We start from the raw sequence: 14,734 nt of genomic DNA, 5'->3' as shown, positions 1-14,734 counted from the left end.
GGAGAAAATGAAAATAACGGTACCAATGGGGAATGGAACTCCTGCCGAAGATCGGATACAGTACATTTTGTAAGCGATTACCAAAAATCGAAAGGGTGGGAATTGAATGAAAATAACAAAATCCATTGCTCTGCTGACGGTGACTGCTTTATTGATGGTATCCGTCATGGCGGGCTGCGGAAAAGGCGGGGGGGAGGGCAAGCCGACACCTTCAGTGTCAGGTGAAGAAACAAATAAGCCTGTTACCCTGAAAATGATGACGGTCCAGCACTCCGCCTGGCCGTACAAAGCGGATTGGCCGATCTACCGCTATATTAAGGAAAAGACGAACATTGATTTCAAGGTTCAAGTGCCTTCAAGCGATTATAATACCGCATTGAACCTCGCAATCTCTTCAAATGAAATGCCGGACATCATGATCACAACAAGCTTGAACAATGCGAATACGAACGGCAAGTCCGGGGCATTTGTCAATTTCTTCGATCATCTGGATCAGATGCCTAACTATAAGAAGTTCCTGGATGAGCACCCTGAACTCAAAGCATTTGTTCTTTCTCCGGAAGGAAAAAGCTATTACCTGCCGCACTATGGTCTGGAGCAGCAGTCACGCCGTTCTTGGCTGTATCGCGACGATATTTTCAAGAAGCACAACCTGACTCCGCCAGCTGATTGGGATGAAATGTATACAACTGCCAAGAAGCTGAAGGAGCTGTATCCTGAAAGCCACCCGGTTCTCATCTATGATAACTTGTCCTCATTGAACAACATCGCACCAGCTTTCAATACATGGTTTGGTAATTATATAGACTATGAGAAGAATGAATGGCGTTACGGTCCAATTGAGGACGGCTTTAAGGAAATGCTTATGACACTGAACAAGTTTTATAAAGATGGGCTGATCCCGCCCGACTTTATGGCATTGAAGCGTCCACAGTTCAATGACTTGCTGGCACAGAACAAGAGCTTCATAGCAAACGACTATATCGGATTGATCGATGAACTTCCGGTCCTTCTCAAGAAATCTCCTGAAGAATTCAGTCTCGATTACATGGTACCTGCAAAGGGAGGAAAAGACGGCAAGCCTTATAACGCTTATGGCGGGTACCTTGGCAATGGTTTTGCAGTTGCATCCAATTCGAAGAACAAGGACGCTGCGCTCCGCTATCTCGACTTCCTGTATTCACCGGAAGGCATTGATATGGCTACCTGGGGTAAAGAAGGAGAGACCTATACCGTAGAAAACGGTGTACGCAAGTTCAAACCGGAATTTGAAGGAATGGGTGACCTTCGTACCAAGACGGGGATCGCCACCTACGGTGCCCACACGGTTGTGGATATGACTGCATACGATCCGATGAACTCGGAGAAGTTGAATAAAGCGCTGAAACAAATCCAGCAGGGCAACGAAGCGAAACTGCAGCCTCGCCTCGCCTTCACCGATGAGGAGAACGAGGTCCTGAATCTGACGAATACGGCTATTAAAAAGTATATGGATGAGCAGGTATCCAAGTTCATTCTCGGCCAAAAGAGCTTTGATGAGTGGGATGCTTATGTAGAGGAAATTAAAAAGATGGGTATTGACGAAGTCGTTGCTGTCCACAAGTCAGCATATGAACGGGCTCAGCAATTCTTGAAATAATGAAGCTGAAGAGGGAGGATTTGTGCATTTGCCTAGCACACCCTCCCTCTCTCATCCGATTGAGGATGATGGGAAGGCTGTTCTAACTAAAGGAGGAACTCCATGTCACTCTTCAAAGGCTCAGAGGGGATTTCCGAAATTGAAATACATGAACCCCCGCTCCGAAAGGCCAGGACGCGATATCCGCTGCTCCGCAATCTGAAGCGGGACAAATACTTGCTTATCCTGTTCCTGCCTTGTTTGCTGTACTATCTGCTGTTTAAATATGCGCCGATCTTCGGCATTGTCATAGCTTTCAAGGATTACAACCTGTTTCAGGGTATTATGGCAAGCGAATGGGTAGGATTTAAATATTTTAAGCAGTTTTTTGAAAGTAAGGATTTCTTTCCTGTCATACGGAACACTTTTTTGCTGGGGTTTTATAAGCTGCTGTTCGGATTCCCCGCACCGATTATTCTAGCTCTCTTGATCAATGAGATGCGGAATGCATTTTTCAAGAGATTCGTACAGACGGTCAGTTATCTGCCTCACTTTATTTCGAATGTTATCGTGGCCGGTATTGTTGTCATGTTCCTGTCTCCTTCCGGTGGCATTATCAATGAGATATTGGCGGCGTTAGGACTAGAAAAGATCACGTTCATGGTGGAGGCAGACTGGTTCAGAACGATCTATGTAGCCAGTGATATCTGGCAGCATATTGGATGGGGAACGATTATATACCTGGCCGCGCTGGCCTCCGTCGATCCACAGTTGTATGAAGCTTCGCGCATTGACGGCGCAAATAGATGGAAGCAGACTTTACATGTTACACTGCCGGGTATTGCTCCTGCTATTGTGATTATTCTTATTCTTGATATCGGCAAGGTGCTGGAGATTGGATTTGAGAAGGTATTCCTGCTGGCAACGCCGGCTACTTACAGTATAGCTGATATTATAAGCACCTATGTGTATAGGGTAGGCTTGACGAATGCGAATTACAGCTATGCGACTGCTATCGATCTGTTTACCGGTCTCATCAGCTTCGTCTTCATCCTGTCAGCCAACTGGATTAGCAGAAAGATAAGCGATAACAGCTTATGGTAGGAGGTGCACAATGAAACAACGCTTTAGTTGGTTTGACCTGATCAACCTGATCATAATGTCAGGCGTCGTGGTCCTTTGTCTGTATCCGTTTATCTACATGCTGGCGGTTTCGTTCAGCGGCTCCGGTCCGATCTCACAGGGGGAAGTGTGGCTGTTTCCGAAGGAGTTCAACCTGGATATGTACAAGTATGTTTTCCAGGACGGCCGGATTATGTCAGGCTACAAAAATACGATTATCTATGTCACCCTGGGGACGGCAACCGCACTTTTGGTGACATCGCTGGGAGCCTATTCGCTTTCCAAGCGGAACATGATCTTTAACAAGACCTTCATGGTGATGGTTGTATTTACGATGTTTTTTGGCGGGGGCATGATTCCTACCTTTCTCGTTGTAAAAGAACTGGGGCTCGTCAATACGATGTGGGCAATCATTCTTCCGGGAGCCGTATCCACTTGGAACCTGCTGATTATGGTGACCTTCTTCCGCGGCATTCCGGCGGAACTGGAGGAATCAGGAAAGCTTGATGGCTTGTCGGAAATGGGAATACTATTCCGCATCGTACTTCCGTTATCCATGCCTGTAATGGCAACGATTGGACTCTATTATGCTGTCGGCCTTTGGAACGGCTTTCTTGGCCCGCTCCTATACCTGCGTGACCAGGAGCTGTACCCGCTGCAGCTTCATCTACGCAGCATCGTGCTCAGCGGGGAGTTGACGAGCAGCGAAGGACCGATCGGCGGAGAATTCGTCATCGTCGAGACTGCGCTAAAGTATGCGGCTATTATGGTATCGACACTTCCGATCCTGCTCGTGTATCCATTTATTCAGAAATACTTCGTTAAAGGGGCTTTAATCGGATCGGTGAAAGGCTGATACAGATAGCGCAGCGCAGGCTAACCCCTGCGCTGCGCTGCTTTCCGGTAGTCACCGGGAGTCATTCCTGTCCCTTTCTTGAACATTCGGTTGAAGGAGGTTGCATTTCGGTAGCCGATGCGTTCTCCTACTTCCTGAATAGAGATTTTCGAGAATTCCAGAAGTTCTTTCGCTTTGCCTACTCTGATCTCATTTAGCTGCTCACTGAAGGTCTTGCCGGTTCTCTCTTTAATGGACATCGAGAGGTAGTTTGGGGTCAAGCCGAGCTGATCGGCTAATAATTCCAGGGAAATATCCTCAGCATAGCGTTCTTCCAAATAGGACTTCACGGCGAGCAGAAGGTCGCTGCCATCTTCCCGTTTGCGACGAATAACATCGGCTGTATCGGCAAGCATCCGGTTAAGGACATGCTCGTAATCCTCGAATGCCATGCAGTCCTCCAGCTCCGTTAACAGCTCCTCGTATTCATGATCAGCCTCAACTCTTTGCTGCTCCAAGGCTCTTCTTGCGAGAAGGAACACCGACTCGGCAAGCTGATGAAGCTGCACCGTTGTAATCTCCTTCTGCCTGGCTTCATCGAGCAGCTTATTCAGATGCCGCAAGCTTGCTTCCTCATTTCCAGCGGACAGGTTAATGAGAAGTGCCTGCTCATGATCGACGGTCAGGGAGAACGTCTCCGCGTTGTCTTCCAGCTCCCACAGGATAATTGTTCCGCTTCCAGGCCTTGCTTGTGTAAGCATCGTTGTCGCTTCCTCATACGCCTGATGAAATAGCGAAGAAGATGAGATGAGGGAGCTTACGGCGATTGTGACCCTATAGTAATCCGTATCATGATCCAGGATACGCTTCACTTCATTAAGGCAGTCGGAAAGATCCTTCGAGCGCTCATTCGTATACAGAACGGAAAGCAGCTGATCGCTTTCCATCTGGATAGTATAGGACACAGGAAAGACATCACGGATGGTCACATCGATAAGATCTCCGATCAAACCGGTAGTTCTGGACTGGATGCTGTCCAGTTCCGTAGCCGGCATACTTCCCGAACGGAAGCGGAGCTGGTGGACGACAACAAGATAACTGCCGTCGGCTATAAACTGGTCTTTGGCCTCCCGCACATGAAGATACAGGTTTTTAAGATGGGCCATGTAACTGTAGTGAGTTAACAGGGAGTTGCTGCTGGTCAGCTTGCGCGCGATCCCTTCTTTCTCTTGAAGCAGCCCGCTGATCTGCTCATAGATGGCGTCGAATTCCCTTATGGAGCTCTTGTAACCAGTTGGCTCGAGAGAACCAAAACCCGTCATCATCCGCTTCAATGGACGGTTGATGCTGCGGCTGAAGAAAAGGGAGGCGATCACACCGATCAGGAGTGTTAATGTTAACAGGCCGATTGCCATCCAGTTCATACTCGAGATCTTCGCGTTCATCCTTGTTCTTGGAATGGTTGTGACATAGGTGTATCCGGTCTGATCTCCCTTTTCATAGAAGTAATATGTATCCTCGTGAAGCAGCCATTGGCTGCTGCCGTCCCACTCGGGCAGCTGACGGACATCAGCATCCCCAGCCGTCTGATACAGCGCTGTATCCGAATCCTTCAGGATAAACAGCTGGGAATCGGCAATTCCCTGGTTGGCGCTGTACCATCTGTCAATATTGACGAGAGCGATGATACTCCATGAGCTGCCCGGAAAGTTCATCTCGACCGGCATCAGTGTACGGTTGCGATGCGCGGTATGCATACGAAACTGGCGGGCAGGCGAGAGTGTCAGATCGGAGGTCAGCCCCTCCTTTCTCAGCCAATAATCGAGCGGATAGTAATCGCTTTCATAATAATGGCTGAACATACGGTCCGCATCGATTAGGCTCTCCTTGTCAAGCAAATATCCGAGCTGCTTGTAATGCACCATCACATTTTCAAACAGATAGCTTGGGTGGGAGGATAGTGCACGGAGTTGACTGATCACCTGATCAACCATTTTGTAATCCAAAGCGGCCTTACCTCCTGCGCGACCCTGCTGATCCAGCTTCTGAACGCGGTCGTCGAATTGCAGATTGAGCATAAGTCCCTGCCAGATCGTGAACTGTTTTTCCAGGCTGTCCACCGTATTGTGGATAAGGGTTCGATTATATATGACCACCTCGTCGTCCATGCTGCTGGTGTAATAGGTGAGCGACCAGACGTTATAAGTCGAAAGTAACAGAATAACAACAAAGAAATGGAACAGTAACTTGTAAAATAAAGAATTAGGCTTATACTTTGTCAAATAAGCATACATAGGCCAGCTCCTTGTAAATAATGTTATATTTTAATTAATATACATTAAAACGCCCATTAGTAAAGGATTCTCATTTAGTCCCGACCCATTGCCGAATGAAACGGTTTTGGCTATCTTGGTGAAGCTGACCCTTGTAAGCCACGTATCAAATTTGTCTTAAAATAATTGTACGCACACTGGGCTCCTTCTAAAAGGGGATATTGACGCATAATCCATGTGATTTAACTGTATTAAAGTAGTGCATTGTGAAGAAGCGTTGGTTAAAATGGGGGAGGATACTATGATTGAAGCAGTGGTTTTTGATTTTGACGGCTTAATCAGAGATACTGAAACGTTTGAGTTTTATTCATTTCACGAGTTACTTTTGGATTACGGAATTGAGCTGCCATTAGACTTATACTGTTCTAGGATAGGTGGTCATTATAAATCTTTTGATCCTTATGAATTTTTACAACAAAGCATCGGAAAAACATTAGACAGAGAAATGCTAAGAAGACTAAGAAGGGAAAAATATGATAAGTTAATTGTTCACCAAATGGCTCTCCCAGGTGTTGAAAACTATTTAAATGAAGCCAAGAGATTAGGAATTAAAATTGGATTAGCTTCTAGCGCACCGCGTGATTGGGTTATGCCAAATCTTGATGAATTAGGGCTTACACAATATTTTTCATGTATAAGAACTCACGAGGATGCAATAAATGTTAAGCCTGCCCCTGACCTTTACCTACAAGTTTTAGATTACTTCTGTGTTAAACCTATAAATGCAATTGCATTAGAGGATTCACCTAATGGTGCTAAAGCGGCGAAAGCCGCAGGAATGTATTGTATTATTGTTCCTAATAAATTAACAAGTGAATTACCCTTTGAATCATATGATTTACGACTTAAATCTTTAGAAGAGATGGACCTAACAACTGCAATCAGATTATTAACAATCGCGTCTTAAGTTGGCCGCGGTTTGTATGGGCTTGGATGGCTAACAGGTTCGCGGGTGATATCTGGAAGTCCTCAGTCATCAGTACTCTTCGATACGCTGAGAGTATCTGGACACGCTGGAGTCCCGGATATAACAGGAGCAAGGTTGTTCCGACAATACAAAAAAGCGTTCAGCAGCGATATCCCGCTGCCGAACGCTTTTTTGCCGTTTCCGGAGGATTCTACAGGCTGGCTGCAATTTCCCGGTTGATCTTTTCTCTTAGAGATATGAGGTACTCAGGTCCCTTCGGATACTGATCGAACGTGATGGTTCCCTGAACTCCCTCGTTGATAAGGCGCTCCACCGTCTCCCGGCCCTTCAGCGATTCCAAGCATTCCAGCGCACGTAGATCATACAGCGCCTCCTTGAACACCATGCCGCGGATGGAATCGTAGGCGCTTCCGTCCGGAGCAGGATAGACAAGGAACGGGTCTCCTGAAGGGAAGGCCTCGCCGGCATCCGTCACAAGGAATGGATCAATTGCCTTGATCGAATACTGGTTGTTATAGAAGTTAAAGCCCCAATGAAGGAAGCCCTCGATATGATATAAGTACAGCTGTGTTCCCAAAATACGATTGCGGGATGAAGGCATGGACATGAACCGGTTGCTTACCTTCAGCTGCTGGGCTGTGCAGTAATAAGTCCAAAGATTAGGAACGCCTGCATCAAGAAATGGCTGAATATGATCATTACACGGAACCGGCTTTTCCACTACGCCTTCCTGATAGAGCTCGAAGCTGCTGAGGGCGTCAATCACCCTGCAGTCGGCAAGCAGGTCTTTAACGACAGCTTTGGCTGCGGCATATGTGCCCTTCTGGTTCTCATGCGGCTCGTCGGAAATATGGAACCAGGTATGCTCCAGTATGTTCTGCTCCTTCAGGTACGCTTTCAACTCCGGCAAAAAGCTGTGGAGAAACGCCTTATACGCTTCACCCGTCGCCGGCGTATCCCATCCGAAGATGCGCTGCTCGGTGCCGTTCACCGAAGCGATGATCTTAGGCGCGAATTCCGCTCCCCACTGGGTGAACAGGTGGGCAATTTCGAGATTGGTAATGCCATGCTTGCGGCACAAGCCGATCCAGCGTCCCAGCTTGCTGAAGTCAAATTCGTACTGGTCGCCGTTCTTAATGACATCCACAAGCTGTACGGTAGTACGCTCGCCTCCGATGACGGTATCAAGCGGCGGTGTAAAGACCGGTGTTAACAGCATGTTGATACCATGATCGGCCGCGGAAGCGATAAACTGGTCGAGAATTCTCCAATGCTCCTCGCTGAAAGCAGGCACCTTGTAATAATCGACGAGGCAGTCAGTGTGCATCCACTCGGTATGCAGCAGCTTTTGCTCGGGCAGCTGAACGGGAATCGGGCGGATCATAAGCGTGGCGCTCCACAGCTCTGCGCCCTGCAGATCCTGTACGCTGACCGTCACCGGATATTCTGGCTCCGTCATGCCCTCGTCCAGCTTTATGTCCAGCCACAGCGCACGCCACTGTGCGGGGACCGCTTTGATGGACTCGTTCGGATCCAGCGGTCTCAGCAGATCGGGCAGCAGTCCCGGCTCGGTGGTCAGGTAATCATCGTCCCATTCCGCATGGCAGGGGTAAGCGGCTGGCACCAGTTCTACCTTGCGGATGCGGATTTTTTCATTTAGCGGGGAAGAGAGCTTTAGATGAAAGCGGTAATTCCCTTGTCCCTCGCAATGATAAGCAAGCTGGAAGGAAAGTGTTTCGCCCCATAGGCCGCTGAGTATGCTGCTCTTGAGCGGTGTCGGCGCTTGCTTCGGCAGAACCTTTTCCAGGCTCCCGGCGAGCATGAACTGAAGCTGTGACATTTTGAACCTCCTAAAAATTTTGTGTAGCGTATGCTTCCTTGAGCTGCATCGAACAAAATTACTTCGGAAGCGTAGGCTAAGTTTTTGGAGCATACGCTTCCTAGAATAACTTCGTACAAAAACTACATCGGAAGCGCACACCAAGTTGTGTAAGCGTTATCTAACTTTCATATTAACCCTTTATGCCGCTGAGAGCGATACCTTCAACAAATTGTCTTTGAAGAAACAAATATAGAATGAAAGGCGGCAGGAAGGTCAGGGTTGCGCCGGCCATAACCAGACCATAGTTGGTCGCGTAGTTGCCCTGCAGCGAGGACAGCGCAAGCGTCAGGGTACTCATTTTCTGATTCGTGATCGAAATGAGAGGCCATACGAAATCGTTCCACGTCGTTATAAACGTAAAGACCGTCAAACTTACGAGCACCGGCTTCACCAGCGGGATAACGATTGTAAAGAACACTCTCAATTCTCCGCTGCCATCAATCCGTGCGGCCTCCAGCAGTTCATCGGGAACGTTCTCCATGAACTGTCTCACCAGAAACACACCAAACGCATTGATAATCGGCAAAAAGAGAGCCAGATACGTGTTAGCGATGTTAAGCTCGCGGATGATTACGAACATCGGCACAAGGATTACCTGTGAAGGAATCATTAAAGTGGCCAGATAAATCCAGAAAATTGAGTTTTTGCCTGCGAAATTCTTCTTGGCAAACCCGAAAGCAGCGAGGGAAGATACCAGGCTGTTTACAACACAGGCGAGAATCACAACAATGGCACTGTTGGCAAAATATCTGACAAAGTCGTAGTTCTTGAAAATCGTTGTGAAGTTATTGAAGTTCAAGCTGCTAAAGTCGACGACCAGCCCCAGCTCATAGGTCTGCTGCAATGAAGTGATGACCATATAGACAAAAGGAAACAAGGCGAACAAGGCTGGAATCAGCAGAAGTAACAGATACAATCGTCTGGCAAATCCATAGGTTATCATCGATGATCCCCTCCCGGATGGATGTCTTTATCCCTGAAGAACCGCTTCTGTACACCGGAGATCATGAGGATCAGAATGAACAGGATGAAGGAAATGGCACTGCCGTATCCCATCTTGTACTGCTTGAAGGCGCTCTGATAAATGTTCAGCACCATCGTGAGCGTGCTTTTTCCCGGCCCGCCGCCGGTCATGGCGTAGACAAGATCGAATACCTGGAAGCTCCAGATTGTACCGAGCGTTATCACGAGATAAGTGATCGCCTTCAGACTGGGTACGGTAATATAGTGGAACTGCTGAAATCTCGTCGCTCCGTCAACTTGAGCCGCTTCATAGTGGGAGCGCGGGATATCCATAATGCCGGCATAATAGATCACCAGGAAATAGCCGACATTTTTCCATATGGAGACCAGGCATATACTGATCAGGGCCAGTGTTTTGCTGCCGAGCCAGTTCAACCCATCCAGGCCCATGAAACCCAGAAACAGATTGATAAAGCCGTTTTCTGTGGCAAGCATAAATTTCCATATCGTTCCGACAAGAATCATGGAGCTGATCACCGGAATAAACAGGGCGCTTCGAAAGAATGTGCCCAGTCTGTTACGGAAATAGGTTGCGATAACATTCGCCAGCATCAGCGAAATAATGGTTTGAACCGGCACCACAATAACCGTGTATATCAGCGTGTTCGTTAAACCGGTCTTGAAAAAGGCATCGTTCATCAGGGCAGCATAATTGTCCAGCCCGATCCACTCCGGCTGTTGGATGACGTTATACTGGGTGAAGCTGTAATACCCCGTCATCACTAAAGGGATCAGGGAAAAGATCAGAATAAGTAAGAAGCTGGGTAAAATATACAAAATACCACTGTTGCTCTTGAGTTTCTTCATCAGGATGGCACTCATCGCCTTACCTCCAATCTACGCAGGGAAAGACCATCATTTGTTGTTTTGAGACAGCATCTCATCGGCATATTTGGCGGACTCATTCAGCGCTTCTTCCGGCGTCAGCTCACCCATCATCATCAGCTGCAGATTTTTGTACAGATTATCGAAGATACCTGCGGAGCCTTTGACAGCCGGCAGCGTCATCAACATATTCTGATCTTCCTCATAAATGCGCTTGAAGGCATCATCATCCTGATAGGTCTCATCCTTTCCAACAGGCGGGAATGGCGCCATCTTGTGAAACTCGGTCATCGAGGGGCCGCTGAGCATATAAAGGGCAAGCTTTGCTGCGAGTTCCTTGTTCTTGCTGGAGCTGACCATGACGAGAGAGTCTGCGGCGGCAAAGGTGCCTTGCTGACGATCCTTCAGCGATGTTAAGTAGCCCCAGTTGATATTGGCTTTGGTGAATTCCTGCCCCTGATTGGTCGGAGCTATACTGAATGCAGTCTTGCCGGACTTGAATTCTCCAATCGCTTGAGGCTCGGACATCGATGTAGTGGAATCCGGCAGATAGCCTTCTTTTTTCAGGTTGTAGACAAATGTGGCTGCCCTGATCCCTTCCGGAGAATTAAAGGCCGCTTTGGTTCCGTCCTCCGAGAACAGATTGCCGCCTGCCTGCCAGAGAAACGGGTAGAATGTAGAGTTGAGAGCTCCAATGGCCTTGTCGCCCCACTGCATTTGTATAGGGGTGAATCCGGCATCCTTGACTTTTTTGCTGGCTGCTATAAATTCGTCCCAGGTCGCAGGCGGCTGCTCAACCCCGGCTTTTGTCAAAATATCCTTGTTGTAAAACAGCACACGCGCGCTTCCTACTACGATCGGGAGAGCATATTGCTTTCCTTGAATGAGGCCTTTATCAAGATAGTGGAAATTTTCACGGTCCTTATCCGTTAAGTAGCTGTCAAAAGGCTCCAGGGCTCCCATGTCGATAAAATCACTCATCATTTCCATGTACATATAACCGATGTCTGGTCCTTGTCCGGAGGAAATTCCGGTAAGGTATTTTTCTTCGTAGTTGCCCCAAGGGACAATTTCGATCTCAACCTGGACGTTGTTCTCCTGTTCAAAAGGCTTCAGAATGCTGCTCCAGGTCTCTTTGTCCAGCGTCTCCTCCGTACCGAATGGCGGCATCCACAGCAGAAGCTTCTGCTTCGATCCGGCCTTACCACTCGCCCCGTCTGCCCCTGGCTCCTGCTTGCCGCCGCAGGCAGCAAGGAGTGATACAACCAACAGCAAAGACAATAACGTAATCCATGACTTCTTCTTCATGTTCGTCCTCCTTAATTAGGTGATAAACACCTGGATAATGAAGCGTTTACAAAGTTGGATGTACTTTTGTTGCTGCCATCATAGGCAGGGGGGCAGGACCGTGTAAATACACAATATTTATACCGGGCTTCCGGTAAGGGAAGCCCGGTCAACGGCAGTATTTCCATGATGGAAACACCGGCGGTGTCACTCAGGACATGCGAAATATACCTTTTTTGCCGTATAATTAACAATTTTTAAAGTGGAAAAAACAAAAAATGTTAATCATTCCGCAGCCTGCTGTCCTTTGAATTTGCCTGGCGTTGTTCGCGTATACTGCTTGAACACCCGAATAAAGCTGACATCGCTGGAATATCCAACCCGGGCAGCAATTTCCTTGACGCTTAGCGAAGTTGTCATAATCAGCTGAATCGCTTTTTCAATTCGCTGCTGATTAATAAACTGGACAAGGTTCTGGTTGTATGTTTCCTTGAAGACCTTGGACAAGTAAGTGTTCGTCACGCCAAGCTGCTCGCTGATGCTGTACAGGCCCATCATGGGATCCGTAAATCCGGCCTCAATAATATCCCTTGCTGATTGGGCGATGGTGGTATTCTGCCGTGTGCGGCTCTGCGCCTGCTTGTCTTGCAGAAGCCCGATCATTTCCCTTACCGTATGATGAAGCTCCCCGATCCCTTTGCTGTGGGCGAGCCGCTCCACACAACTCCGGACGTCCAAAGATTTGTTTTGCCGGCTGACGTTCTGTATTTCTGCAATAAGGCGGTGGATGATCGCGTACTTTTGACACCGGGCCATATAATCATCCAGCATCACCAGTTGATGAAAGAGGATATCGGCCGCTTTACTCGCTTCCTCATAATGCTGAATATCCATATATCGATTAAAATCATGCATGGTACCGGCGGCTTCGCCGGGATCGTACGGATTCATTACGGAGGCAGCATCATAAGCGATCACCGTATGCTGTGCCTGCGTGTGGTGCTCGGCTGTTAATCTCGCCTGATGATAGCTTCTTGAAATATGGGACAGCGAGTCCGTAAAGCCCCCAAGGGTAATGAGGACGCCCGGAACCTCCTTATAGCGGAGCAATATTTCCCCGGCCAGCTTCTTCAGCTGCTGCGGAGTAACCTCGCTTTCCATATTGAACAGAACGACCAGGTCGCCCCTGTAAGACGATGCGATAAAATGGAAGGGAATGCTCATCTCATGGAGCCGTGAAATTTCTTGCTGCAATAACTCTGCTGTATCTGTGCGGCCGTCTTTTTCCCGGGAGACACGGATCAGCATCACCGCGAACTGGGGAGACAGGAATTCAAGATCCAGCCTCTGCATCGCAGCAAAGATTTCGGTGCTGCTCTGATGCTCGGAATCAAGTACATGGTTCAGGAACAGGCTTTCCATCTTGGATTGCTGGTCTTCCAGCTTCTTACTGCTTCTGGCGTGTTCATTGGCAAAATGCTCGATCCGGTCGGTAATCAGCCGATACTCGTCGATCGTATCTGTTGGAGCATCGGGGAAGCCTTCCTTTTCGCGGACCTTGTTGACAATGGAGAGCAGCGGCTGGCTGTTTCTCTTACTGATGTAAATGGAAACGAGAATGCCCGCGATCAAGCATCCGAGCAGTACCAGATAGGCTATGGTCCGCATATTGTTGGCTAAGGAGAGCAGCTCGGTCCGGTTCACAATGGTTACATATTTTATTTCTCCAATGGCGGAGTCGCGCTTCAAGATAAACAGATTTTTATGAGAAGTTAAGGATGATCCCGAAAGGGCATCTGCAGGAAGGGCTTTCAGTGTTTCAACGGCTTTCACTCCCGCCGCCGCATATATTTGCTGACCGGTACCGATCACCGCCGTTACGGCGCTGGATTTGGAACCCTGAACGTTTCCGAGCGAGTTCAAGACCTCGCCACGATTGATCTTGATAACGATGTTGGCTGTTTTTTCGGCAAAATCATTATAGGGCAGCTGTCTGGAGAACATGAGCGAGCTTTCGTCAAAATAATAGGTTTTGGGCTGTGCGGACATCTTGCTGACCCATTGGTCATAGCCAGTGCTGTCCAGATTATGAAGCAGCATGTAATAATTTTTAGAAGTAAAGCTCCCCAGGTCGCCTACTACATAATCCATAGCCGGGTAATAGATATAGATCTGCTCGATAAAACGGTTGGCGAGTTTATAATTGCGGACTTGATTCGCAAACGGATAAATCAAGGAGGCCGAAATCTGATCTTTGCTCTTTAATCGGCTCAGCTTCAGGTTGGCTGAGCTCAGTTCAATCTGGGAAGAGATGCTGTCAATTTCCTTCAGGCGGGTGTCAATGCTCTCCCTGACCAGTGAGGTCAGGCGGTAGTTGAGCTGGGTAATTTCCTTCGTAAATGAATCTAACATCCAGTGCGTGAGAACGGTTACAACGAGAAGCAGAAAGCTGATCAGAATCAGCAGCGTGCGGATCCATATTTTTTGAGCACGGCTTTTCATGAATTTCATATGTATGCCCGTCCTTCCTGTGTTTTGAATTTGAATTCAGGCCAGTTATGTTTAGTATACCAGTGCGCCCATATGATGGTAGATAAATATCCGGAAATCCATTTAAATTAAAAAATCGCAAATTTTTTGCTTCTGCCTGTCAGCAGAATAATCGGGAGCGGTCTGCCCGCGTTAAACCTTGCATCTAGATTGGAATCACTATTTCCTATAATGTGATTAAAATCACGATATCGGCCTGTTACTTCTTTTAAACTGGGATTATAGCCTCTAGAACAAGAAGAAATGAGGAGAGAGCATGTCGATTTTGCCTCAAAAAAATGAGTTGGGATTTTTCGAGATCCGTCTCGAATCCATCGGCGGGCTTGGCGCC

The 14,734-nt window shown here is 47.9% G+C and carries 11 protein-coding genes; 4 read left to right on the top strand and 7 right to left on the bottom strand.

From position 1 onward, the window contains the following. Positions 1–106 precede the first annotated feature (106 nt). The 3 genes from BN1234_RS05415 (at position 107) to BN1234_RS05405 (ending at position 3,596) form a co-directional block, all read left to right on the top strand. Entirely contained in the window at positions 107–1,639 is a 1,533-nt protein-coding gene (locus BN1234_RS05415) for an extracellular solute-binding protein (RefSeq protein ID WP_054955643.1), read from the top strand. Between the two features lie 102 nt (positions 1,640–1,741). Beyond that, on the top strand, positions 1,742–2,722 hold the full coding sequence (locus BN1234_RS05410) for an ABC transporter permease (RefSeq protein ID WP_082423109.1): 981 nt from the start codon (positions 1,742–1,744) through the stop codon (positions 2,720–2,722). Between the two features lie 10 nt (positions 2,723–2,732). Then, positions 2,733–3,596 (top strand): carbohydrate ABC transporter permease, encoded by an 864-nt coding sequence (locus BN1234_RS05405; protein ID WP_054955642.1) that lies wholly within the window; start codon positions 2,733–2,735, stop codon positions 3,594–3,596. A gap of 20 nt (positions 3,597–3,616) precedes the next feature. Here BN1234_RS05405 and BN1234_RS05400 read toward each other — a convergent pair whose 3' ends face one another. Further along, on the bottom strand, positions 3,617–5,869 hold the full coding sequence (locus BN1234_RS05400; protein ID WP_054955641.1) for a helix-turn-helix domain-containing protein: 2,253 nt from the start codon (positions 5,867–5,869) through the stop codon (positions 3,617–3,619). A gap of 280 nt (positions 5,870–6,149) precedes the next feature. On the opposite strand from BN1234_RS05400, the gene BN1234_RS05395 reads away from it, so the two are divergent. Next, positions 6,150–6,815 carry an HAD-IA family hydrolase gene (locus BN1234_RS05395; RefSeq protein ID WP_054955640.1) on the top strand — a complete coding sequence of 222 codons (666 nt, stop codon included), beginning with the start codon at positions 6,150–6,152 and terminating at the stop codon, positions 6,813–6,815. 211 nt (positions 6,816–7,026) lie between these two features. On the opposite strand, the gene BN1234_RS05390 is transcribed toward BN1234_RS05395, so the two are convergent. From BN1234_RS05390 to BN1234_RS22605, 6 genes are all read right to left on the bottom strand, one after another. Next, a complete protein-coding gene (locus BN1234_RS05390) occupies positions 7,027–8,676 on the bottom strand; it encodes a DUF4091 domain-containing protein (protein ID WP_054955639.1) in 1,650 nt (549 codons plus the stop codon). Between the two features lie 172 nt (positions 8,677–8,848). Next, entirely contained in the window at positions 8,849–9,661 is an 813-nt protein-coding gene (locus BN1234_RS05385) for a carbohydrate ABC transporter permease (protein WP_054955638.1), read from the bottom strand. Continuing rightward, positions 9,658–10,563 (bottom strand): carbohydrate ABC transporter permease, encoded by a 906-nt coding sequence (locus tag BN1234_RS05380; protein WP_054955637.1) that lies wholly within the window; start codon positions 10,561–10,563, stop codon positions 9,658–9,660. The genes BN1234_RS05385 and BN1234_RS05380 overlap by 4 nt, the downstream gene beginning before the upstream one ends. 33 nt (positions 10,564–10,596) lie before the next feature. Next, complete coding sequence (locus BN1234_RS05375; protein WP_054955636.1) at positions 10,597–11,874, bottom strand: ABC transporter substrate-binding protein; 1,278 nt, start codon at positions 11,872–11,874, stop codon at positions 10,597–10,599. Between the two features lie 264 nt (positions 11,875–12,138). Then, the gene (locus BN1234_RS05370) at positions 12,139–14,364 is read right to left on the bottom strand and encodes a helix-turn-helix domain-containing protein (RefSeq protein ID WP_054955635.1); all 2,226 of its coding nucleotides are present in this window, start codon (positions 14,362–14,364) and stop codon (positions 12,139–12,141) included. Between the two features lie 107 nt (positions 14,365–14,471). Next, the coding region (locus BN1234_RS22605; RefSeq protein WP_211751794.1) for a hypothetical protein at positions 14,472–14,734 on the bottom strand (263 nt) is incomplete at its 5' end.

Origin of the sequence: Paenibacillus dakarensis (genome assembly GCF_001373415.1) — a bacterium.
GTDB lineage: Bacteria > Bacillota > Bacilli > Paenibacillales > Paenibacillaceae > Paenibacillus_AQ > Paenibacillus_AQ dakarensis.
The sequence above is the reverse complement of the archived record's forward strand: the minus strand, read 5'-3'. Positions and strand labels throughout refer to the sequence as shown.